We start from the raw sequence: 22141 nt of genomic DNA, 5'->3' as shown, positions 1-22141 counted from the left end.
TGGCTCCCCTCGTCGAAGGGTCCGAACATAACAGGGGTGCTCCCGCTCGCTCGGGGGCGGTGCGAGCGTGCGGCGACCCCGCTGCGGGCCCGGCCGCGGCGGCGTGATCGGCTGGGCCGGGACGAGCGCAGGAGCGGCGATGCGAGCAGTGGTGGTGCACGGGGCGGGCGACGTCCGGGTGGAGGAGCGGCCGGAGCCGGTCGCCGGACCCGGTGAGGTGGTCCTCGACCTCGAGTGGGGCGGGCTCTGCGGCTCCGACCTCTCCTACTGGCGGCACGGGGCGTCCGGGACCTCGGTGGTCCGCGAGCCGCTGGTCCTGGGCCACGAGGTGGCCGGCCGGGTCCGCGCCCTCGGGCCCGGGGTCGGCGGCGTCGAGGTCGGGCAGCCCGTGACGGTGCACCCGGCGACGCTGGTCGGCGACGGGACGATGCCCGAGCGGCTCGCCGGCCGGACCAACCTCTACCCGGAGGTCCGCTACCTCGGCTCGGCCGCGTTCCTCCCGCACACCGACGGGGCCCTCGCCGAGCAGGTGGCGGTCCGGGCCGACCAGCTGCGGCCGCTGCCCGACGCCGTCCCGACCCTGCACGGTGCCCTGGCCGAGCCGCTCGGGGTGGCGATGCACGCCGTCCGCCGGGCCGGGGACGTGCGCGGCCGCGACGTGCTGGTCAACGGCGCCGGGCCGATCGGCTCGCTCGTGGTCGCCGCGCTGCGCTTCGCCGGCGCCCGGACGGTGACCGCCGCCGACGTCAGCCCGACCGCGCTGGCGATCGCCCGGGCGATGGGCGCGGACGTGACCCTCGACGTGCGCGCGGGGGACAGCCTGCCGGCCGACGTCGAGCTGGTGGTCGAGGCGTCGGGGTTCCCGGGCGCGCTGGGCGCGGTGCTGCACGCCGTGGCCCGCGGCGGGACGCTGGTCCAGGTCGGCAACCTGCCCGGCGAGCCCAGCCCGGCCGCGCTCGGCGACCTCGTCACCCGTGAGATCACCTGGGTGGGCAGCTACCGCTTCGTCGACGAGATCACCGACGCGGTCGCCGCCATGGCCGCCGGGCTCGACGTGTCGCCCCTGATCACCCACCGGTTCGCCCTGGCCGACGCCGTCGAGGCCGTGCGGGTGGCCGCCGACCGGGGCACCGGCAGCAGCAAGGTCCTGCTCCGGCTCGCGGACGGGGACCTCCGGTGAGGATCACCGACGCCCGGGTCGTCGTCTGCTCCCCGGGGCGCAACTACGTGACCCTGGTCGTCGAGACCGAGGACGGCCTCACCGGGGTCGGCGACGCCACCCTCAACGGCCGCGAGCTCGCCGTCGCCTCCTACCTCCGCGACCACGTCTGCCCGCTGCTCGTCGGCCGCGACGCCCGCCGGATCGAGGACACCTGGCAGTACCTCTACCGCGGCGCCTACTGGCGGCGCGGCCCGGTGACCATGACGGCGATCGCCGCCGTCGACGTGGCGCTCTGGGACCTGCTGGGCCAGGTCGCCGGGATGCCGGTCCACCAGCTGCTCGGCGGGGCGGCCCGGGACGGCGTCATGGTCTACGGCCACGCCAGCGGCACGACGCTCGACGACCTCTCCCGCGACGTCGAGGCGCACCTGGCGCAGGGGTACAAGGCCATCCGGGTGCAGGCGGCGGTCCCGGGCATCGACAAGACCTACGGGGTGCCGCCCGGCGACGGGCTGCTCTACGAGCCGGCCAGCGGCGAGGTGCCGCAGGAGGACGTCTGGGAGACGACGGCCTACCTCGACTTCGCGCCGACCCTGCTGGCCCACGTCCGGGCCGAGTTCGGGTACGGGCTGCACGTGCTGCACGACGTGCACCACCGGCTCACCCCGATCGAGGCGGGCCGGCTGGGCAGGGCGCTGGAGCCGTACCGTCCGTTCTGGATCGAGGACCCGACGCCGGCGGAGGACCAGGCGGCGTTCCGGCTGATCCGCAGCCACACGACGACGCCGCTGGCCGTCGGCGAGGTGTTCAACTCCATCTGGGACTGCCAGCAGCTGATCACCGAGCGGCTCATCGACTACATCCGCACCTCGGTGACCCACGCCGGCGGCATCACCCACCTGCGGCGGATCTTCGCCCTCGCCGATCTCTACGGCGTGCGGTCGGGCTCGCACGGGCCGGGCGACCTGTCCCCGGTGGCGATGGCGGCGGCGCTGCACGTCGACCTGAGCATCCCCAACTTCGGCATCCAGGAGTACATGGGCCACCGCTCGCCCGCCGAGGAGGTGTTCCGGACCTCCTACTCCTTCGCCGACGGCTTCATGCACCCCGGTGAGGAGCCCGGCCTCGGGGTCACCTTCGACGAGGAGGCCGCCGCGCGGTACCCGTACGCGCCCAAGTACCTGCCGGTGAACCGGCGGCTCGACGGGTCGATGCATGACTGGTGAGGCCGCGTTCGACGTCGTCGTGCTGGGGGAGGTGCTGCTCGAGGTCGGCACGGAGCAGCCCTTCGGGCACGGCGTGCCTGCCCGGCTGCAGGTGTCGGGTGACGCGCTGAACGTCGCCGCCTGCGCCGCGGCCGCCGGGGCGCGGGTCGGGCTGGCCTGCGTGCTGACCGACGACGAGCTGGGCGACGCCGTCCTGGCCCGGGTCGACGAGCTGGGGGTGTCGACCGCCCTGGTGCGGCGCCGGCGCGGGCAGCAGGGGATGTACCTGGTGCACAGCGACCCCGAGGGCCAGCGCGAGTTCGCCTACGCCCGCTCCGGCTCCGTGGGGTCGTCGCTGTCGGTCGACGACCTCGACCTCGACGTGCTGGCGGAGGCCGGCGCGGTGGTGGCGAGCGGGATCACCTGCGCGGTCTCGGCGTCGGCGGCCGCGGCGGTGCGGACCGCGGCCGGGGTGGCGTCGCGGTTCGTCTACGACCCCAACTTCCGGCCGCGGCTGACGTCGGCGGCCGAGGCGGGGGTGGTGCTGCGCGAGCTGGCGGCACGGGCGTGGCTGGTGACACCGTCCTTCCCGGGCGAGACGTCGGCGCTGCTGGGTGTCGGGTCGGCCGTCGAGGCGGGGCGGGCGCTGCGGGCGCTCGGGGCGGAGGCCGTCGCCGTGACCTGCGGCGCCGAGGGCGTGCAGCTGGTGGCGGGCTCGGGGGAGACGTGGGTCGACGCCGTCCCCGCGCCGGCGGTGCTCGACCAGACGGGCGCCGGCGACGCCGTCGTCGGGACCTTGACCGCCCGGCTGGTCCGGGGCGACGACCTGGTGACGGCGACCGGGCTGGCGGTCGCCGCGGCGTCGCTGGTCGTCGGCGGTCGTGGCGGGACCGGCCTGGTGCCGACGCTCGAGCAGACGCGGGCGCACGCGGCGACCGCCGGCTGACCGCTCCGGGTCAGCGGGTGCCGGTGTCGTCCGGGTGGATGCTCCGGGTCTCGGCGCGGCTGTAGCGGCCGCGGTGCCAGTCGCTGACGTAGACCTTCGGCAGCATCTTCGCCACCGCCAGGCCGACGTACATGATCGTGTTGACGGCGACGAAGGCGGCGAGGAACTGGAAGGCGTGCGACCGCAGGACGTCCTGGGAGAAGAGGAGGCCGAGCGGGACGAGCAGCGCGTGCGTCATGCGTGACCTCCGGTGGTGCTGGGCGTGGGGCTCTGGACGACGTGCTTCCAGCTGGCCTGGCGGCGGACGGCGATGTCGAGAACGCCCTTGACGAACACCGCGTTGAGGACGAGCGAGTACGCGAGCTCGGGGAAGAGCGTCAGCGCCAGCAGCCGGGCCGGCCAGCCGCCCCGCCAGACGGTGACCACCCGTTCGACGACGAACAGCCCGCCGACGCCGACCCAGAACGGGAACCACACCCACTGGTCGAGGGACAGCAGCATGACGAGGATGAGCAGCAGGTAGCCGACGATGGCGATGACGCCGTAGCCGATGCCCAGCTGCTGCGCCCAGTAGCGCATGACGGAGGGCCGCAGGCCGTAGTCGCCGAGGTTCTCGACGGCACCGCGCTGCCACCGGAGCCGCTGCGCCCACAGCGCGCGCCAGTTCTGCATGACCTCGGTGACCACCGTGCACTCCGACGGGGAGATCATCAGCGCGCCCAGCGACTTGAGCGCCAGGGTGAGCTCGTTGTCCTCGGTGAGGACGAGGGTGTCGTAGACGTCGCCCGGCACGCCGGGAAGGCTGCGCCCGCGCTCGGCGGCGACGGTGCGCAGGGCACGCGGCCGGAAGATCGACGCGGTCCCGGTGAGCACGAAGACCCGGCCGCGGCGGCGGCTGACGTCGCGGGCGTAGCGGGTGTACTCGTTGCGCTGGAACAGCCCGATGAGCCCGCCGCCCTCCTCGCCGTAGAAGAGTCCGCCGACGGCCATCAGCGCCCGGTCGTTCGTCATCCGCTGGACCGCTGCGGCGAGGAAGCCCTGGTCGAGGGTGGTGTCGGCGTCCATGATCATGACGGTGTCGTTGTCGCCCTGCTCGGGCAGCACGAGCGCCAGCACCTGGTTGAGCCCGCCGGCCTTCTTCTTCGTGTTGCCGACGGTCTCGACCACCTCGACACCAGCGGCCCGGGCGATCGGCACCGTCTCGTCGGTGCAGTTGTCGGCGACGACGATGATCCGCTCCGGCGGGTGCGACTGGGAGCGCAGCGACGCGATGGTCGCGGCGATGCAGCCGGCCTCGTTGTGGGCGGGGATCAGGACGGTGATCGTCACCGGCCCGGCGTAGACGCCGCGGGTCTCCGCCATCACGAGCTTGGGGGCCAGCGGCATCCGGACGGCGTCCTCGCTGCGCCGGGCCCGGGTGCTCACCCGGCGCTCGACCAGCGCGACCACCGCAGCCAGCACCAGCCCCAGCCCGATCGCCCCGAGGATCACGACGGGAGAGGGGGCGGTGGTGTTGTAGAGCAGGTGCCAGACCCCGACGGTGGTCGGCGTGGCCTCGTCCACGCGCGGGGTCCGGAAGACGGTGGCCGCGGCCAGCCCCACGAGGACCGCGCCCAGGGCGGCCAGGCCCACGAGGAGCAGGCCGACGTAGCGCTCGAACTTCTGCACAGGAGAGACCCCTTCAGGCGACACCCCCCGGCGGGGACGATTGTGCCAGGTGCAGCCCGGGTCGCGGCTGTTGCTGGGTGACGGGGAAGAACGGGCTGAGGGAGGGCCGACGCCCCAGAGGACCACACCCTGACGGCGGTGGAACGGGGCTCGGCGGAGGAAGTGGAGCCAAGGGGACTCGAACCCCTAACCCCCTGCTTGCAAAGCAGGTGCGCTACCAATTGCGCCATGGCCCCTCCGGCCGCGACCGCCCCGAGGGACCGCCTGGCCAGCGCACGATGTTACGTCATCCCCCCGTGACCCACCAGCCGCCCGACCCGGCCCCACGAGGGCAGAACGACGTGAGTTCCACTCAGAACCGTGACCCAGACCGCCCTCGCGCACCTCGTCCTGGTCAGGACGACGACGTAACCTTGCGCCCATGTGGTCGCAGCGGGAGGTCATCGATTACGCGCTGCAGCGACGCTCCACGCTGGAGAAGCTGCGCCGCCCGGGGAAGGCTCTGGCGCGCCTCGACGCGTGCGACGCCGACCCGATGCTGCTGCGCGCCGCCAAGCACCACGGGGAGTCGACGGAGATCCCCTGCCCGGTGTGCCAGACCCCGAACCTGACCACCCTGAGCTACGTCTTCGGCGACCAGCTCGGTCAGTACTCCGGCCGCATCAAGCGGACCCCGGAGCTCGAGGAGATGGCGCACGAGTTCGGGGAGTTCAAGGTCGTCGTCGTCGAGGTGTGCCAGACCTGCCACTGGAACCACATGATCCTGAGCTACCTCCTCGGCGACGGGGTGAAGAGGAAGCCCCCGCGCCGCCAGCAGACAGTTGAGGACATCTATGGCTGACCCCCAGTGGGGGCCCGTCGCGAAGCGTCCGGTGGGCGCCACGTCGAAGAAGCAGCGCACGCGCGGACAGCGGTGGGCGCGGCGGATCCTGATCGGGCTCGTGTCGCTCGTCGTCCTGGGCCTGGTGGGTGGGACGGCCGTCGTCGGCGTGGGGTACGCGACGACGGACCTGCCCGACGCCAACGCCGACTTCGAGACGGCGACGACCTTCGTCTACTACGGGGACGGCAAGGCCGAGCTGGGCAGCTTCGCCATCCAGAACCGGCAGCCTCTGACCCTGGACGAGATGCCGAAGACGATCAAGGACGCCGTCGTCGCCGCCGAGAACCGGTCCTTCTGGACCGACCGCGGCATCTCGCTGCGGGGCATGGCGCGCGCCGCCTACGTGATCGCCCGGGGTGGTTCGCTGCAGGGCGGCTCGACCATCACCCAGCAGTACATCAAGATCAAGTACCTGTACTCCGAGCAGACGGCGACCCGGAAGTTCAAGGAGCTGTTCCTCGCCTACAAGATCAACAAGCAGCTCTCCAAGGAGCAGATCCTCGAGGGCTACCTCAACACGATCTACTTCGGGCACGGGGCCTACGGCATCGAGGCGGCGTCGCAGAACTTCTTCGACGAGGACGCCAAGAAGCTGAGCGTCCCGCAGGCGGCGGTGCTGGCCAGCGTCATCAACAACCCGTCGGCCTTCGACCCCGACGACGAGGACAACCTGCCCCGGCTGCGCGACCGCTACCGCTACGTCCTGCAGTCGATGGCCGACACCGGCGCCATCACCCAGGCCGAGGCCGACAAGCACGCGAAGAAGCTGCCGAAGTTCCCCGAGATCAAGACCAACGAGCGCTACGGCGGGCCCAAGGGCTTCCTGCTCAAGATGGTCGAGCGCGAGCTCACCGACGCCGGCTTCACCTCCGAGCAGATCAACGGCGGCGGGCTGAAGATCACCACGACCTTCGACAAGGCGGCGCAGAACGCGGCGGTCAAAGCCGCCCAGGACGTCACCGAGCAGGCCGCCGACGCGTCGGGGGAGAAGGCCTCGAAGCTCCACGCCGGCATCGCCTCGGTCGACGTCAACACCGGGGAGGTGCTGGCCCTCTACGGCGGCCCGAACTACGTCAAGAACTCGCGGAACTGGGCGACCACGCCCCGACCGACCGCCTCGACGTTCAAGACCTACGCCCTGGCCGCCGGGCTCAAGGACGGCTACAGCCTGCACTCGCTGTTCCGCGGCAGCAGCTTCAACCTGCCCGGTGACCCGACGATCGTCCGGAACGAGTACAGCCAGAGCTACGGCTACCAGACCAGCCTGCTCAACGCGACGACGTACTCGATCAACACCGCCTTCGTCGACCTCGTCACCACGATGAAGGACGGCAAGAACAAGGTGCTCGACGTCGCCCGGGCGGCCGGCGCCCCGAAGGCGACCGGCTGGGACGCGGCTCCCCGCAACATCCCGATCGGCACGCCGGAGGTCAGCCCGCTCAACATGGCCAGCGGCTACGCCACCTTCGCCAACGACGGCACCGCGGTGCAGAACCACGTCGTCAAGGAGGTCGAGGACGCCGACGGCAAGGTCATCTACAAGGCCGAGCCGAAGAAGAAGCGCGCGGTCAGCGAGGACATCGCCCACGACGTCACCTTCGCCCTGTCCAGCGTCGTCGAGAACGGCACCGGCCAGCGGGTGCAGACGCTGAACCGGCCGGTCGCCGGCAAGACCGGCACCAACGGCGTCACCGACACGAAGGGGAAGGACATCGTCAACTCCTCCTGGTTCGTCGGCTACACCAAGCAGATCTCCACCGCCGTCATGTACGTGGCGGGCGACAGCGGCAGCGAGAGCCTCGACGACTACCGCCGCCCCGGCGACAGCACCTTCTTCGGCGGCACCTACCCGGCCCAGACCTGGGACCAGTACATGCAGGTCGCCACCGACGACCAGCCGGTCCGCGCGTTCGACCCGCCGGCCTACGTGAACGCCGATGCGGCGCCGCAGCCGTCGCCGAGCTACACCCAGCAGCCGACGGAGCAGCCGAGCGCCACCCAGGAGCCGACGCAGGAGCCGACGGAGGAGCCCTCCGAGGAGCCGAGCGCCGAGCCCAGCGCCGAGCCGTCCACCCAGGAGCCGGAGCCGAGCGAGGAGCCCAGCCGGTCCGCCGAGGCCGAGCCGGAGCCGGAGCCGAGCCAGAGCGCCAGCACCGGCGGGGGCGACGGCGAGAACGGCGACGAGGAGAACGCGGGCGGGGACGCCACCCCGGCCGGCGGCGGCTGAGCGTGGCCTCCGCCGTCCCGGTGGACCGCCCGTCCGCGCGCCCGCCGGCGCCGGACGTGCCCTCCCGCAGCGACCCGTTCGTCGCCGGCCTCAGCCGCCGCGTCGGCGGGCCGCCCGGCGCGCACGCCCGGCCACCGCGCTGGTGGAGCCCGGTCCGGGTCGCCCTCGTCGTCGGCACGCTGGTCTACCTGGCCGGGATGGTCTTCCGGCTGCCCTGCCGGATCACCGTCGCCGGCCAGTCCATCGAGCAGTACCGCGACCTCTGCTACTCCGACATCGGCCTGCTCTACAGCGGCCGCGGCCTGCTGCAGGGCAACGTCCCCTACCTCGACTCCGGCGACTACCCCGTGCTGGAGTACCCCGTCCTCACCGGCTGGTTCCTCGAGCTCGAGCGCCGGCTCACGGTCCTCCTGGGCGCCCCCACCGGCGCCGGGCTGAGCGACCAGCAGGCCGTCGACGCCACCCTGCGCTTCGTCGACGTCAACGCCGTCCTGCTCGGCGCCCTGCTGCTGCTCACCCTCTGGGCCCAGGCGCGCACCGTCCCCGGCCGGCCCTGGGACGCGATGATGGTCGCCGCCTCGCCCTGCGTCGCCGCGACCGCGCTCATCAACTGGGACCTGCTGCCCGTCGCCCTCACCGCCACCGCGCTGCTGGCCTGGTCGCGCCGCCACCCGACGCTGGCCGGGGTGCTGCTGGGGCTGGGGATGGCGGCGAAGCTCTATCCCCTGCTGCTCCTCGGACCGCTCCTGCTGCTCTGCCTGCGGGCCCGACGGATGCGGGACCTCGGCGTCGCCCTGGCCGGCTTCGCCGTCGCGTGGACAGCGGTCAACCTGCCGGTGCTGCTGCTCGCGCCCGACGCCTGGCTGAGCTTCTGGTCGTTCAACTCCGACCGGGCCGGCGACTTCGGCTCGCTCTGGTACGTCTTCTCCCTCGCCGGCCGCCCGGTGCCGCAGCTCAACGCCGTGAGCGGCGGTCTCTTCGCGGTCGGCTGCCTGGCCATCGGGCTGCTGATCCTGCTGGCGCCCCGCCGTCCGCGGCTCGGCCAGGTGGCCTTCCTCGTCGTCGCCGCGTTCCTGATGACCAACAAGGTCTACTCCCCGCAGTACGTGCTGTGGCTGTTGCCGCTGCTGGTGCTGGCCCGTCCGCGGTGGCGCGACTGGCTGGTCTTCACCGTCGGCGAGCTCGTCTACTTCGTCGCCATCTGGTGGCACCTCGGCGGGCTGCTCGCCCCCGGCGACGGCTCGGCCGACCGGGTCTACTGGCTCGCCGTGCTCCTCCGGCTGGCCACCCAGGCGTGGGTGGTCGGCGTCGTCGTCCGCGACGTCCTGCGGCCGGCCCACGACCCGGTCCGCCGTGACGGTGCCGACGACCCGGGCGGCGGAACGCTCGACGGCGCCGTGGACGCCCCCTGGCTGACCCGGTTCCGGCATGCCCTCGGGGCGGCGACGTGATGCGGCTGGCCGCGCTGGCCCCGGCCCGGACGGCCCCGGAGGCACCCGGTGGCGAGCGACCGGGCGCGGACGGCGGTGGTCGGCTCGTCGTCCAGGCCTGGCTGGCCAGCCGCGGGTTGATCGCCCTGGTCGCGGTGCTGCTGGCGCTGCGCGAGGGCCGGAGCTTCACCGACATGGTGAGCAACTGGGACGTCCAGCACTTCAGCGCGCTGGCCCGGGGCGGCTACTTCGCCGAGCCCGACGGCATCCTCATGGCCTTCTTCCCCGGCCTGCCCACCCTGCTGGCCGGCGGGCTCGCGCTCGGGATCCCGGTCGCCGTCGGCGGGGTGGTCCTGTCGCTGGTCTGCTCCGCGGTCGCGGCCGGGGCGCTGCTCCGGCTCGGCGGGCCCTGGGCGGCCGTCGCCTGGCTGTTCGCCCCGCCCGCCGTCTTCACCACCGTGCCCTACACGGAGTCGCTGTTCTGCGCGGCCGCCTTCTGGGCCTGGGAACGCGCCCGCGCCGACCGCTGGGCCGCCGCCGCCGTCCTGGCGGCCGCCGCCTGCACCGTCCGGGTCTCCGGGCTGTTCCTGCTCGGCGCGCTCGCGGTGATGGTCCTGACCTCCCGCGGGGTGGACCTGCCCGGCCGGGTCCGGCGGCTGGCCTGGCTGCTGCTGCCGGCCGCCGTCATCGTCGCTTTCGCCACGTACCTGCACGGCCTGACCGGCAGCTGGACCGCCTGGTACACCGCCCAGTCGACGGGCTGGGTCCGCGAGCTGACCACCCCGTGGCAGTCGTTCCTCCACACCATCCCGGCCATCGTCCCCGGCGCCTACGCCGACCACCCGTGGTGGGCGGCGGTGTTCCGGGCCGAGGTCGTCTCGATGGTGGTCGGCCTCGTCGTCACCGCCTGGTGCCTGCGCCACCGGCTGTGGGCCGAGGCCAGCTGGGTCGGGGTGCAGGTGCTCGCCTTCTCGCTGTCCTACTGGTTCTTCTCGGTCAACAGGGCCACCCTGCTCTGGTTCCCGCTGTGGGTCATGCTCGCCCGCTGGGGCACCGCCGCTCCCGCCCGGCCGGTCGCGGCCCGCGTGCACCGGGTGCTGGTGGTCGCGCTCTGGGCGCTCGGGGTCGTGCTTCTGCTGTGGTGGAGCTGGCTGTTCTTCACCGGCCACTGGGCCAGCTGAGGCGGTTCCCTACACTGGGAGCCGTGCAGCGGATGTGGATTGAGCTCGACGGACTGGCCAACCTGCGGGACGTCGGAGGGATCCCCACCACCGACGGCGGCGCCATCCGGACGGGGCAGCTGCTCCGCTCGGACAACCTGCAGTCCCTCACCCCGTCCGACGTCGACGCGTTGCTGGGCCTCGGTCTGTCCGACGTCGTCGACCTCCGCAGCGAGTACGAGGCTGAGAACGAGGGACCCGGCCCGCTGGTCGGCCACCCCGAGGTCACCATCCACCAGCTGTCGCTGTTCCGCGAGTGGCGCGAGGGGGTCGGCGAGGACAAGCCCGACGAGCGCCCCGAGGTGCTGCCCGAGAAGGCGCTGCCCTGGGTCGACCTGAAGCCGACGGTCGAGCTCGACAACCCCATCGCCTCGATCTACCTGAGCTACCTCGCCGACCGGCCCGACTCCGTCGTCGAGGCGCTCCGGGTCATCTCCCGGGCCGAGGGTGCCTCCCTGGTGCACTGCGCCGCGGGCAAGGACCGGACCGGTACCGTCGTGGCCCTGGCTCTCAGCCTGGTCGGCGCCGACCGCGAGGCCGTCATCGACGACTACGCCGCCAGCTCCGAGCGCGTCCAGCAGATCCTCGACCGGCTGCTCGCCACGAAGACCTACGCCGCGAACCTGCGGGACCGCCCGCTCAGCTCGCACCTGACCCACGCCGAGACCATGCGCGCGCTGCTCGACCACGTCGACGCCGAGTACGGGGGCGTGCCCGGCCTCGTCGAGCGGCTCGGCTGGACCGCGGAGGACCAGCAGCGGCTCGAGGCGAAGCTGCGCGGCTGACGCCGGTGGCCTGAGGCCTTCCCGTGGCCCGAGTTCCGAAGGCCCCTTCGACGGGCTCAGGGAACGGTGGGTGCTCCGGGCGCGAGGCTCAGACCTCCGCGATCCGGTCGACGGTCGCGGTGGTGAGCCGCAGCTCGACCGGGACCTCGTCGCCGCGCTCGGGCGGGGTGACGCCGGCGGGCAGGAAGAGCTGGCTGGACTGCATGTGCGGCGGCTCGAGGAACCAGCGCTTGCGGCCGTCGACGGTGTAGGGGCTGAGCGCCCGGCCGGCCGCCTCCAGGCCGCCGCCGGCCAGCGCGACCGCCCGCTGCCGGAGGGTGCTGGCCGACGTCGGCGCCTCCATCCCCACGCCCTGGGCGGTCCCGCCGGCGACCACGACGACGTGCCCCGCCGCCGGGGCCTTGCGCTGCCGGTAGCCGACCCGCTGGCCGCGCTGCACGGCGTGCACGTCCATGACGGTCGCGGTGGTCCGGCGGCTGCCGGGGTCGCCCAGCCAGAGCCGGGTGCCGCTCCGCAGGTGCAGGGGTGCGGGGGCCTCACCGGGTGCGGCCAGCGCGGCCACGACGTCCTGGGCCTCGGCGGGCGGCAGGTGGGAGATCCACAGCGGTCCGGGGGCGGCAGCCAGCGCGGCCCGGGCCAGCCGTTCGGTCTCGGCGCGCCGGCCGTGCTCGTCCAGCGGCAGGTGGATCGACCAGCCCTCGAACTTCACCCGGTCCAGCAGCAGGGCGACCCGGTCCAGCTGGGTCGGGTCGATGCCGTGCCGACGCATCGAGGTGAGCACCTCGACGAGCACCCGGGGCCGGGTGTCGAGGTCGGCCAGCGCGGCCAGGTCCTCGAGCCGGGAGACGGTGGTGAGCACCTTGGGGTCCTCAGCCAGCTCGACCGCGGTCGGGTTGGCGGCGTCCCAGGGGTTGAGGACGACGACGGTGCCGGGGAAGACGTCGCGCACCTCGGCCACTTCGGCGGCGACCCCGACGGCCAGCGCGTCGACGCCGAGCAGGGCGGCCTCCTCGGCCAGCCGGCGGAGCCCGAAGCCGTAGCCGTTGCCCTTGACCACCGGCACCAGGCCGGGGATGGCCGCGGCCTCGCTGCGCAGGTGGCGGCGCCAGCGCTCGACGTCCAGGTGCAGGGTGAGTCCGCTCATCCGGCGAGGCTACCGGTGCGGCCGAGATGGTGCTGCGCCGTGCCGTGAGTACGCGGCACAGCGCAGCAGCGTCTCAGCCGCGGCGCTTCATGTAGACGTCGAAGGCCTTGTAGAGCAGGGCGTTGAGGGGCAGGTCCCACTCGCCCAGGTACTCCACGGCCTCGCCGCCGGTGCCCACCTTGAACTGGATGAGCCCGAGGTGCGGGTCGTCGGCCTCCAGGCCCTCGGTGATGCCGCGGAGGTCGTAGACGGTGCAGCCCGCGGCGACCGCGTCCTGGATCATCTGCCACTGGACGGCGTTGGAGCCGCGGACCTCGCGCTTGGCCGTCGAGCTGGCGCCGTAGGAGTACCAGGCGTGCCCGCCGACCCGGACCCACGTCGTGGCGGCGACCAGGTCGCCCTCGTGCTCGGCGAGGTAGAGCCGGATGCGGTCGGGGTCCTCCGCGCGCAGCGCGTCCCACATCGTCTCGAAGTAGGACAGCGGCCGCGGGGTGAAGTGGTCGCGCTCGGCGGTCTCGACGTAGAGCGGGTGGAAGCGGGCGAGGTCGTCGCGCTCGCCCTGCCGGACGGTGACGCCCAGCTTGGCGGCCTTCTTGATGTTGCGCCGCCACAGCTGGTTCATCCCGGCCAGCAGCTCCTCGGGCGTGCGGCCGGCGGTCGGCAGCTGGAAGACGAACCGCGGCTGGCCGGCGGCGAAGCCCTCCTCCTCGTCCGGCGGGCGCCAGCCGAGCTGGCGCATGCTGTCGCGCAGGTGGGTGTGGGTGTGGTTGACCTCGTCGGGGAGGGCCTCGCTGAGCCGCGGGATGCGCTCGTCGGCGATGGCGGCCTTGATGGTGTCGGGACCCCAGCGGCGGACGACGACGGGCGCGCCCACCCGGACGCCGAACGCCCCGGCGGCCTTGACGTGCTCGGCCAGCGGGCGGAGCCACACGCCGATGTCCTCGGCGTCCCAGTCGATCGTCGGGCCCTCGGGCAGGTAGGCCAGGTACTTCTTGACCTTGGGCAGCTGCCGGTAGAGCACCAGGCCCGCGCCGACCAGGCGGTCCTGCTCGTCGAACCAGCCCAGCGACTCGTTGCGCCACTCGCTCTTCACCTGGCCCCAGGCCGGGGTCTGCAGGAAGCTGACCGAGGGCTGGGAGGCGTTGAACAGGACATGCCGGTCGGGGGAGATCGTCCGTACGGTGAGAACCACGGACGAGAATCTATCCGTTGCGGGCCGGCACGCCGCCCGCCCGCGCCCCCAGCAGGAGGAGACGAGCCCCATGACGACGCCCCGGGTCGAGCTGACCGACGCCGAGCTGCGGGAGGGCCTGACCGCCTGCCTCGCGGTGCCCCGCTGGGTCGACGACGTCGCCGCGCGCGCTCCCTTCGGCTCGCTGCTGGAGCTGATGGACGCCGCCGCCGCGGCCGCCACGCCGCTCAGCGCGGAGGAGGTCGACCAGGCTCTGGCGCACCACCCGCGGATCGGGGAGAAGGCGCGCGGTGAGGGTACGGCGCAGAGCTTCTCGCGCTCGGAGCAGTCGGCGAGCCAGTCCGAGGACGAGGCCCTGGCTGCCGCGCTGGCCGAGGGCAACCGGGCCTACGAGGAGCGCTTCGGCCGGGTGTTCCTCATCCGCGCCGCCGGCCGGGACCGGGCCACGATCCTCGCCGAGCTGCAGCGCCGCCTCACCCTCGACGACGCCACCGAGGCGGCCGTGGTGGCCAGTGAGCTGCGCGACATCGCCCTGCTCCGGATCCCGCAGCTGTTCGGCCACCTCGACCACCACTCCGGCTTCGACGACCCCGAGGCCGCGCAGTGAGCAGCCGGGTCACCACGCACGTGCTCGACGCCGTGGCCGGCTGCCCGGCCACCGGGGTCGCGGTGGTGCTGGAGGCCGCGTCCGGCTCCGGCTGGGCCGTCGTGGCGCAGGGTCTGACCGACGACGACGGGCGGGTCGGGGACCTCGGCCCCGCCGACCTGGTCCCCGGCACCTACCGGGTCCGCTTCGACACCGGCGCCTGGTTCGACGCCCGTGGGACGGTGGCGTTCTACCCCGAGGTCGTCATCCCGTTCACCCTCGCCGACCCGATGGCGCACTACCACGTGCCGCTGCTGCTCAGCCCGTTCGCGTTCTCCACCTACCGGGGGAGCTGAGCCGCCAACACCGCGGCCGGGTGGACAACACCGGGCGGGTGTCGGCCAACACCGCTGCCAACACGCGCTCGCGAGGCTCGGGGACGTGGAGAAAGCCCTCGCCGTCCCGGTCCGCCGGTCGCCCCTCGCCCTCGTCGACGCCCTCAACCGGGAGTGGGCGGCTCTCGTCGTCGACCTGCCCGAGGACGTCCCCGCGCTCGTCGAGGAGGCCCGGCGGGGTGACGACGCCGCCCTGCACCGGCTGGTGGCCGCCGCGCTGGCCGGCGACCCGCTCGCCGGGCGGGCCGTCCTGCAGTCCCAGCTGGGTCGGCTGGTGCGGATGGCGGGCCGGGACGCCCGGGCGGGTGTCGACGACTACGTCAGCGCGCTCTGGTGCGTCCTGGCCCGCTACCCGCTGGCCCGGCGGCCGGAGCGGATCGCCGCCAACCTGGCCCTGGACACGCTCAAGCTCGTGCACCGGGACCGGCAGTGGATGGGCCGCAGCCCGGTCGTCGTGCACGCGCTCGGCGACGAGCTCGGGCCGCTCCTCGAGCGTCTGGTCCCCGCCGTCGAGGACCAGGACGAGCCGGGCGCGACGGCGGTGATCCGGGCCGGCGAGCGGCTGCGGCTCATCGACCCGGCCACGGGTCGGCTGCTGCAGGCCGTCTACGTCGACGGGCTCAGCGGGAAGGACGCGGCGGTGCGGTGCGCGACGACGCCGGGCTCGCTGCGGGTGCGGTGCAGCCGGGCGGTCCACCGGCTCGCGGAGCACCGCGCCGAGCTGGCCGAGGCGGCGTGATCGACGTGGCGACTGTGCTCCCCGTGACTCAGGAGACAGGTGCGACGGCGACCATCGGTGGAGGTCACGATCCGGTCCCAGGAATCTGCCGCCACCCCTCCCGCGACGACGTCGTCGCGGCCATAGTTCTCGTACCAGCAAGCCGGGCGGCAGCAGCCTGCTCCGTCCGGGACCGCGTTCGGGGGTGGACGTGCAGCAGGTCGACGACGTCGCGCGCCGGGAGACGGCGCCTCAGCAGCGACGCGTGCCCGCACCCCCGCCCGCCGGGACGGATCCCGTCCACCGGCTCACCACTCGGGGGTCCCGCGTCCGCCGGACCCGTACTCGGAAGGACCACCCATGAACGCGAAGAGCCTGCTCCTCTCGGCCGTCGGTCTGCTCGTGCTGCTCAAGGACCCCGGGCGCCGGGACGAGCGCGGCCTCAGCCAGTCGGCGGAGAACGCGATCCTGCTGGCCGGCGCGGTGACGGTCGCGCTGATCGTCATCGGGGCGATCACCACCTACGTGACCGGCCGGATGCCGAAGTAGCCGACCGGTGCCCCGACCCGATGAGCGCGGCCTCAGCGAGAGCGTGCAGTTCGCGGTGGTCTGGCCGGTGCTGATGCTGGTCACCCTCGGCGTGCTGCAGGCCGGGCTGTGGCTGCACGGCCGCAACGTCGCCCAGCGCGCGGCGACGGCAGCGGTCGACACCGCGCGGGGCAGCACGGGCTCGGTCGAGGCCGCCCGTGCGATCGGCGCCGAGCTCGCCCGCAGCGGCGGGCTCGACGGCGTCACCGTCGAGGTGGTGCGCGGCGGGACCGACGTCTCGGCGACGGTCACCGCCGCCTCCCCGCTGCTGCTCGACGTCGGCCTCGGCCGGCTGCGCGAGAGCGCCGCCGCCCCGCGGGAACGGGTCACCCCGCCGTGAGCGGCCGTCCGGCCAGCCGCGGCTCGGTGACCGTCGAGCTCACCCTCGTCGTCCCCGCCCTCGTCCTGGTCCTCGGCCTGCTGGTCGCGGGCGGCCGGCTCTGGTTCGCGCGCGCCACCGTCGTCGAGGCGGCCCAGAGCGCGGCCCGGGCCGCCTCCCTGGCCCGGAGCGCGGGAACGGCCGCGGTCGACGGCCGGGCCGCAGGCCAGGCGTCGCTCCGCACCGCCGGGCTGGTCTGCTCCAGCACGACGGTCGGGGTGCAGACCGCCGCGTTCGCCGTGCCCGTCGGCACCCCGGCCACCGTTCGGACGACGGTCGGCTGCACGGTGCCGCTCGGCGACGTCGTGCTGCCCGGCCTGCCCGGCTCGATCCAGCTCAGCGGCGAGGGCGCCGCGGCGCTCGACACGTACCGGAGCCGGCGATGAGGCGGGACGAGCGCGGGCAGAGCATCAGCCTCTTCGTGCTGATGGTCATGGGTGCCCTCGTGCTGGTGGCCGGCCTGGTCGTCGACGGCGGGCAGAAGGTCGCCGCCGCCAGCCGGGCCGAGGCGGCCGCCGCCGGGGCCAGCCGGGCCGCCGGGAACGCGGCCGCCACCCGGCAGCTGGGCGGCGCCGAGCCGGCGGGCGCTGCCGTGCTCGCAGCGAAGGCCTTCCTCGCCGGCGACCCGTCGGTCCAGGGCACGGTCACCCTGCGGGCGGGCGTCGTCCGGGTCGAGACCCGGTCGAGCGCGCCGACGCTCTTCCTGTCCGTCGTCGGCCTCGGCACGGTGACCGGCACCGGGTCCGCCGAGGCCGTCATCGTGCCGACCGGGGGCGCGCGGTGACCGGGTCCGTCGTCGACACCCCGCACACCCGTCGTCCTGGGAGGACTCCGTGAGCATCGACCTGCGACCGCGCACCCGCGCGGCCCGACCGCGCCCCTCTGAGGCCGCGGACGCCTCGGGCGCGGCCACTGCTGCCCCGGAGCTGCCGCGGCTGCCGGGCCGCCGCAACCCGCGCTGGATCGCCCTCGGCGTGCTGGCGCTGTGCCTCGGCGCGCTGCTGTCGGCCGTGGTCTACGCCCGGCTCGCGTCGGAGACGACGGTGGTGTCCCTGGCCGCGACCGTCTACCGCGGTGAGGCGATCCAGCGCGACGACCTGACGACGGTCCGGCTGCGGGGCGGGACGCTGCCGGACACCGTCGCCGCCGAGCGGCTCGAGAGCCTGGTCGGCCAGCGGGCCGTCTTCGACCTGCCGGCCGGCTCGGTGCTGCCCGCCGCCGCCGTGGCGCCGGTGGCCCTGCCGGCCGACGGCCGCGCCGCCGTCGCGATGAAGCTCGTCACCGGACGGGCGCCGGAGGGCTTGCTGCCGCCCGGCTCACCGCTCCGGCTGGTCGCCCTGCCACCGGCGTCGACCCAGGGCGGCGGACCGGACGCCCTCGTCGGCAAGACCTACCGGGCGCGGGTCGTCGAGCAGGTGCCCGGCGTCGACGGGGCCTCCATCGTGCTGACCGTCGACGTCGACCAGGGGCAGGCGCCGACGGTCGCCCTGCTGGCTGCGCAGGAGCGGCTGACCGTCGTCCGGGACGCGGGTCGCTGAGATGGCCGTCCTCGTCCTCACCTCCTGCAGCGGGTCGCCCGGCGTCACCACGCTGGCCGTCGGGCTGGCGCTCACCTGGCCCCGGCCCGTGCTGCTCGTCGACGCCGACCCCGGTGCGTCCCAGGCCGTGCTGGCCGGCTACCTGACCGGCCGCTCGACCGGCGGCAAGGGGCTGCTGCGGGTCGCCGAGGCCCACCGCGACCGCCGCAACCTGCGGGAGGCCGTCGTCGACCAGTGCCTCACCCTCGCCGAGACCGACGGCGACCGCCGGCTCTTCCTGCCCGGCTTCACCCGGCCCGGCAGCGCCGCCCACTTCGCCGGCGTCTGGGACGACCTCGCCGACGCGCTCGACCGGCTCGGCGACGTAGACCTCGACGTGGTCGTGGACGCCGGCCGGCTCGGCCCGCTCGGGCTGCCGCCCGCCCTGCTGGAGCGCAGCGCGCTCACCGCGGTCCTCCTCGGCTCCAGCCTCCGCGCCGTGCTCGCCACCCGCGTGCAGCTGCCGGTGCTCGCCGAGGCCCAGCGCGCGGGGTCCGGCGCCCGGCGGCGGACCGGTCTCGTCGTCGTCGACGAGGGCCATCCCTACCGCAGCGCCGAGATCGGCCGCGCCCTCGGGCTCGAGGTGGTCGCCCGGCTGCCCCACGACCCCGCCTCGGCCGCCCACTTCTCCGACGGCGCCCCGCAGCACCGCAAGTTCGCCGGCGCCCCGCTGGTCAAGGCCGTGCGGAGCACCGCCTCGACGTTCGCGGGCGTCCTCCAGCAGTCGAGCGCCCTGGTGAGGAGCTGACGTGGACGACCGCACCCGCACCGTGCCCGCCCTGGAGCCCGTTCCCGACCTCGACGCCGTCCCCGTCCTGCGGGAGCTCGCCGACGAGCCGGGCTGGAGCGCCGCCGCAGCGCCGGCCCGTCCCGGCCTCGGCCACCTCAGCCGGACCGAGGTCGCGGCCCGGCCGGATCTGCTCGCCGTCGGCCTGGACTGGGGGGAGGTCGCCGAGCTCCGCCGCCGCGCCTCGGAGGTCATCACCGAGGAGAGCGCCGCCCAGCAGCGGAGCACCGGGCGCCCGCTCGCGGGTGACGACCGGCTGCTCCTCGGCCGGGCCGTCATCCGCCGGGTGGTCGGGGACCACGTGCGGGCGCTGCACCGGGCCGGCGCCGAGCTGTGGTCCCCGGCCCAGGAGCAGACCTACGTCACCGCCGTGGAGGACGCGGTCTTCGGCTACGGCCGGCTGCAGCCGCTGCTGGAGATGCGGAGCGTGGAGAACATCGAGATCCACGGCTGGAACTCGGTCGTCGTCCAGTACGGCGACGGCCGCCGCGAGCGGATGCCGCCGGTCGCCGACAGCGACGACGAGCTGGTGGAGGCCATCCGCTTCCTGGGCCAGAACGGCCAGCCCTCGCGGCCCTTCGACGACACGCACCCGTCGATGACCCTGGCCCTCGGCGAGCGCTTCCGGCTGCACGCCATCGGCTTCGGCCTCTCCTACCGGCCCAGCGTCGTCATCCGGCAGCACACGCTGACCGACGTCTCGCTCGCCGAGCTCGCCGACGGCGGCCTGATGCCGCTGGAGGTCGCCCGCTTCCTCGACGCGGCCATCCTGGCCCGCAAGTCCGTCGTCATCTCGGGCGACCAGGGCGCCGGGAAGACGACGCTGCTGCGGGCGCTGATCCACGCCATCCCGAGCACCGAGCGCTTCGGCACCCTGGAGACCGACTACGAGCTGATGACCCACCTGCAGCCCGGCCGGGAGAACATCCTCGCCCTGCAGGCCCGCACCGGCCACGGCGAGACCTCCGGCGGCACCCGGGTCGGCGAGGTGACGATCGCCGACCTCATGCCCGAGGCGCTCCGGCAGAACCTCTCGCGGCTCGTGGTGGGTGAGGTCCGGGGCGGGGAGGCCGCCGCCATGTTCGAGGCGATGCAGGCCGGCACCGGCACGCTCTCGACCACGCACTCGCACTCCGCCGAGTCGACGATCGACCGGCTCGCCTCCCGGGTCGCGCAGGGTGGCGTGCTGACGATCGACGAGGCCTACCGCCAGATCGCCCACAACATCCACCTCCTCGTGCACGTCCGGCTGCAGGACGACACCTGGAAGGGCGGGGTGCGCCGCCGCTTCGTCGCCGAGATCCGCCAGGTCACCCGGGCCACCGAGAGCGGCCGTCCGGTCACCCACCTGACCTACTCCGCCACCGGCACCGGCACGCAGCCGCCCGGCTTCTTCCCCGACGCCGACTTCGAGGCCGAGCTGCTGCCCTTCCGCCGCCCGCTGCCCGTCCGCCCCCGACCGGACGGCGGCCGATGACCTCCGTGGCCGCGCTCGCGGGCCTGCTGCTCGTCGGCGGGCTCTGGCTGCTGGTCGGCGGGCTGCAGCGGCGGGCCCCCGTCAGCCGACGTGGGTCGAGCGCGTCGCCGGCGCAGGTGTGGGCGCGGTGGAGCCGGCGCCCGGCCGGCCCGCGCGGGCGGCGTCGCGACGTCGTGCTGGTGCTCGGGCTGGCCGCGGGGACGGCGGTCGCGGCGGCCACCGGCTGGCTGATCGCCCTGCCGCTGGTCCCGGTGCTCGCCCTCGGACTGCCCTACCTGCTGACGGCGCCGCGGGCGCGCGACATCGCCCTGCTCGAGGCGCTCGACCGCTGGGTCCGCTCGCTGAGCGCCACGCTGGCCACCGGCAAGTCGATCACCGACGCCCTGCGGATCTCCCGCCGGACGGCCCCGCCGCTGCTCGCCGACGAGGTCGAGACCCTGGTCGCCCGGCTCAACAACCGCTGGGACACCCGGGAGGCCCTGCTGCGGATGGCCGACGCGCTCGACTCCCCGGACGCCGACGGGGTGCTGGCCCCCCTGATCCTCGCCGCCAACCGCGGGGCCAACGGTGCGTCGGTGACCCTGCAGGCGCTGGCCGACTCGCTGCAGGCCACCTTGGCGGGGCGGAGGGCGATCGAGGTGGAGCGCTCCAAGCCCTACGTCGTCGTCCGGCAGGTCACGGTCATCTCGCTGGGCACGCTGCTGGTCGCCTTCGCCGTCTCCCCCGACTTCTTCGTGGCCTACCGGAGCGGGATCGGGCAGCTGGTCCTCGGCGTCCTCCTGCTGGCCTACCTCGGGTCGCTGCTGCTCATGCGGCGCAAGGCCCAGCAGCGGGAGCGGCCGCGGATCCTGGTCGGGGCGCCACGGTGACCTTCGCCCTCGTGCTCTTCGCCGGTGCCCTGCTGGCGGCCGGCCTGGTGGCCCTCGTCGCCGCTGCCGTGCCGGTCGCCCCGCGGCTCGACGCGGCGCTGGACCGCGCGGGGGAGCCCGGTCGGGGCTCCGACCGCCGCCGGGACGCCGGCCCCGTCACCAGCCGCTCGGAGCGCCTCGGGGCCGCCCTGTACCGCCGGGCGCCCGTGCCGCTGTCCGACCGCCAGCGCCGGGCCCTGGAGCTGCAGGACAAGTCCATCGCGGAGTTCTACGCCGACAAGGCGGTGATGGCCCTCGTCGGCGCCGTGCTGCCCGCGGTGGCCGGGGTGGTGCTGGGCTGGCTCGCCGGTGCGGTCGGGCCGCTGCCCGCCCTGGCCGCGCTCGGCGGGGCCGTCGCCGGGTTCGTCGTGCCCGACCTGCTGCTCCGGCGCACCGCGGCCGCGGTGCGGGTGAACGCCGTGGAGGCCCTGCTGCTCTACATCGAGCTCGTCACCCTCGAACGGCTGACGAACGCCTCGGCGCCCCAGGCGCTGCACAACGCCGCCCAGCTGAGCGAGGTGCCGCTGTTCCTGCAGATCCGCTCGGCGCTGGAGCGGGCGCGGCTGGAGCAGCAGCCGCCCTACGCCGAGCTCCGGCGGCTCGCCGGTCAGCTCGACCTGCCCGAGCTGGCCGACGTCGCCGACGTCATGCAGCTGGACGAGACGGGGGCGGCGCTCTCCGGAGCGCTGCGGGCCCGCGTCAAGGAGCTGCGGGACGCCCACCTGACCACCGAGCAGATCAGGGCGAGCGCCGAGGCGGAGGGCATGACGCTCTACATGACCCTGCCCGCGCTCGTCTTCGGTCTGATCTTCCTGGTCGCCGCGCTGCTGAAGATCTTCGGTGCCTGAGCACGGACAACACCAG

Annotated in this window: 24 protein-coding genes and 1 tRNA gene; 20 read left to right on the top strand and 5 right to left on the bottom strand. The window is 74.3% G+C overall.

The annotated features are described in order from the left end of the window. Nucleotides 1-139: 139 nt before the first annotated feature. From JOF54_RS11010 to JOF54_RS11000, 3 genes are read left to right on the top strand one after another with little or no spacing between them, the layout of a single operon-like run. Nucleotides 140-1180, top strand: coding sequence for an L-idonate 5-dehydrogenase (locus tag JOF54_RS11010; RefSeq protein ID WP_210055596.1), 1041 nt, complete (start codon nt 140-142; stop codon nt 1178-1180). Continuing rightward, entirely contained in the window at nt 1177-2388 is a 1212-nt protein-coding gene (gene manD / locus JOF54_RS11005) for a D-mannonate dehydratase ManD (protein ID WP_210055594.1), read from the top strand. The genes JOF54_RS11010 and manD overlap by 4 nt, the downstream gene beginning before the upstream one ends. Further along, a complete protein-coding gene (locus tag JOF54_RS11000) occupies nt 2378-3313 on the top strand; it encodes a carbohydrate kinase family protein (protein ID WP_210055592.1) in 936 nt (311 codons plus the stop codon). The genes manD and JOF54_RS11000 overlap by 11 nt, the downstream gene beginning before the upstream one ends. Nucleotides 3314-3323: 10 nt before the next feature. Here JOF54_RS11000 and JOF54_RS10995 read toward each other — a convergent pair whose 3' ends face one another. The 3 genes from JOF54_RS10995 to JOF54_RS10985 all read right to left on the bottom strand — a co-directional run bounded on the left by JOF54_RS10995 (nt 3324) and on the right by JOF54_RS10985 (nt 5217). Then, nucleotides 3324-3551 carry a hypothetical protein gene (locus JOF54_RS10995; protein ID WP_210055590.1) on the bottom strand — a complete coding sequence of 76 codons (228 nt, stop codon included), beginning with the start codon at nt 3549-3551 and terminating at the stop codon, nt 3324-3326. Continuing rightward, complete coding sequence (locus tag JOF54_RS10990; RefSeq protein ID WP_210055588.1) at nt 3548-4981, bottom strand: glycosyltransferase family 2 protein; 1434 nt, start codon at nt 4979-4981, stop codon at nt 3548-3550. Before JOF54_RS10990 ends, JOF54_RS10995 begins: the two co-directional genes overlap by 4 nt. Nucleotides 4982-5144: 163 nt before the next feature. Next, nucleotides 5145-5217 (bottom strand) — tRNA-Ala (locus JOF54_RS10985). Nucleotides 5218-5402: 185 nt separating this feature from the next. Between JOF54_RS10985 and JOF54_RS10980 the strand changes: the two genes are divergently transcribed. The 5 genes from JOF54_RS10980 to JOF54_RS10960 are packed head-to-tail and all read left to right on the top strand — an operon-like array spanning nt 5403 to nt 11526. Continuing rightward, the gene (locus JOF54_RS10980) at nt 5403-5822 is read left to right on the top strand and encodes a DUF5318 family protein (RefSeq protein WP_091415969.1); all 420 of its coding nucleotides are present in this window, start codon (nt 5403-5405) and stop codon (nt 5820-5822) included. Then, the gene (locus JOF54_RS10975) at nt 5815-8091 is read left to right on the top strand and encodes a transglycosylase domain-containing protein (protein WP_210055587.1); all 2277 of its coding nucleotides are present in this window, start codon (nt 5815-5817) and stop codon (nt 8089-8091) included. The genes JOF54_RS10980 and JOF54_RS10975 overlap by 8 nt, the downstream gene beginning before the upstream one ends. Nucleotides 8092-8147: 56 nt before the next feature. Continuing rightward, nucleotides 8148-9542 carry a glycosyltransferase family 87 protein gene (locus JOF54_RS10970; RefSeq protein WP_307804060.1) on the top strand — a complete coding sequence of 465 codons (1395 nt, stop codon included), beginning with the start codon at nt 8148-8150 and terminating at the stop codon, nt 9540-9542. Further along, nucleotides 9542-10702 carry a putative hexosyltransferase gene (locus tag JOF54_RS10965; RefSeq protein WP_210059497.1) on the top strand — a complete coding sequence of 387 codons (1161 nt, stop codon included), beginning with the start codon at nt 9542-9544 and terminating at the stop codon, nt 10700-10702. Before JOF54_RS10970 ends, JOF54_RS10965 begins: the two co-directional genes overlap by 1 nt. A 32-nt stretch (nt 10703-10734) precedes the next feature. Further along, nucleotides 10735-11526 (top strand): tyrosine-protein phosphatase, encoded by a 792-nt coding sequence (locus JOF54_RS10960; protein ID WP_245359738.1) that lies wholly within the window; start codon nt 10735-10737, stop codon nt 11524-11526. An 88-nt stretch (nt 11527-11614) separates the two neighbouring features. Here the strand turns inward: JOF54_RS10960 and JOF54_RS10955 are convergent, their stop codons facing one another. Both JOF54_RS10955 and JOF54_RS10950 read right to left on the bottom strand, forming a co-directional pair. Then, nucleotides 11615-12670, bottom strand: a complete 1056-nt coding sequence (locus JOF54_RS10955) for an alanine racemase (RefSeq protein WP_210055580.1) — start codon at nt 12668-12670, stop codon at nt 11615-11617. 73 nt (nt 12671-12743) lie between these two features. Beyond that, complete coding sequence (locus tag JOF54_RS10950) at nt 12744-13862, bottom strand: lipid II:glycine glycyltransferase FemX (protein WP_210055578.1); 1119 nt, start codon at nt 13860-13862, stop codon at nt 12744-12746. A 70-nt stretch (nt 13863-13932) separates the two neighbouring features. On the opposite strand from JOF54_RS10950, the gene uraD reads away from it, so the two are divergent. The 12 genes from uraD (at nt 13933) to JOF54_RS10890 (ending at nt 22125) form a co-directional block, all read left to right on the top strand. Further along, nucleotides 13933-14469 carry a 2-oxo-4-hydroxy-4-carboxy-5-ureidoimidazoline decarboxylase gene (uraD, locus tag JOF54_RS10945; protein WP_210055576.1) on the top strand — a complete coding sequence of 179 codons (537 nt, stop codon included), beginning with the start codon at nt 13933-13935 and terminating at the stop codon, nt 14467-14469. Beyond that, nucleotides 14466-14804: a hydroxyisourate hydrolase gene (gene uraH / locus JOF54_RS10940; protein WP_210055575.1), complete on the top strand. Its 339-nt coding sequence runs from the start codon at nt 14466-14468 to the stop codon at nt 14802-14804. The genes uraD and uraH overlap by 4 nt, the downstream gene beginning before the upstream one ends. A gap of 85 nt (nt 14805-14889) precedes the next feature. Continuing rightward, entirely contained in the window at nt 14890-15582 is a 693-nt protein-coding gene (locus JOF54_RS10935) for an RNA polymerase sigma factor (protein ID WP_210055573.1), read from the top strand. Between the two features lie 339 nt (nt 15583-15921). After that, nucleotides 15922-16110, top strand: coding sequence for a hypothetical protein (locus JOF54_RS10930; protein ID WP_210055571.1), 189 nt, complete (start codon nt 15922-15924; stop codon nt 16108-16110). Nucleotides 16111-16117: 7 nt separating this feature from the next. Beyond that, complete coding sequence (locus tag JOF54_RS10925; protein ID WP_210055569.1) at nt 16118-16489, top strand: TadE/TadG family type IV pilus assembly protein; 372 nt, start codon at nt 16118-16120, stop codon at nt 16487-16489. After that, nucleotides 16486-16914, top strand: coding sequence for a TadE/TadG family type IV pilus assembly protein (locus JOF54_RS10920; RefSeq protein WP_210055567.1), 429 nt, complete (start codon nt 16486-16488; stop codon nt 16912-16914). The genes JOF54_RS10925 and JOF54_RS10920 overlap by 4 nt, the downstream gene beginning before the upstream one ends. Beyond that, complete coding sequence (locus tag JOF54_RS10915; RefSeq protein ID WP_210055565.1) at nt 16911-17312, top strand: pilus assembly protein TadG-related protein; 402 nt, start codon at nt 16911-16913, stop codon at nt 17310-17312. The genes JOF54_RS10920 and JOF54_RS10915 overlap by 4 nt, the downstream gene beginning before the upstream one ends. A 49-nt stretch (nt 17313-17361) precedes the next feature. Next, on the top strand, nt 17362-18066 hold the full coding sequence (locus JOF54_RS20965) for an SAF domain-containing protein (protein ID WP_210055563.1): 705 nt from the start codon (nt 17362-17364) through the stop codon (nt 18064-18066). A 1-nt stretch (nt 18067) separates the two neighbouring features. Continuing rightward, entirely contained in the window at nt 18068-18853 is a 786-nt protein-coding gene (locus JOF54_RS10905; RefSeq protein WP_210055561.1) for a CpaE/TadZ family protein, read from the top strand. A 1-nt stretch (nt 18854) separates the two neighbouring features. Continuing rightward, nucleotides 18855-20369: a TadA family conjugal transfer-associated ATPase gene (locus JOF54_RS10900; protein WP_307804059.1), complete on the top strand. Its 1515-nt coding sequence runs from the start codon at nt 18855-18857 to the stop codon at nt 20367-20369. Next, nucleotides 20366-21238: a type II secretion system F family protein gene (locus JOF54_RS10895; protein ID WP_210055559.1), complete on the top strand. Its 873-nt coding sequence runs from the start codon at nt 20366-20368 to the stop codon at nt 21236-21238. Before JOF54_RS10900 ends, JOF54_RS10895 begins: the two co-directional genes overlap by 4 nt. After that, complete coding sequence (locus tag JOF54_RS10890; RefSeq protein ID WP_210055557.1) at nt 21235-22125, top strand: hypothetical protein; 891 nt, start codon at nt 21235-21237, stop codon at nt 22123-22125. The genes JOF54_RS10895 and JOF54_RS10890 overlap by 4 nt, the downstream gene beginning before the upstream one ends. Nucleotides 22126-22141 lie beyond the last annotated feature (16 nt).

The sequence above is a fragment of the Microlunatus capsulatus genome, assembly GCF_017876495.1.
GTDB lineage: Bacteria > Actinomycetota > Actinomycetes > Propionibacteriales > Propionibacteriaceae > Microlunatus > Microlunatus capsulatus.
The sequence above is the reverse complement of the archived record's forward strand: the minus strand, read 5'-3'. Positions and strand labels throughout refer to the sequence as shown.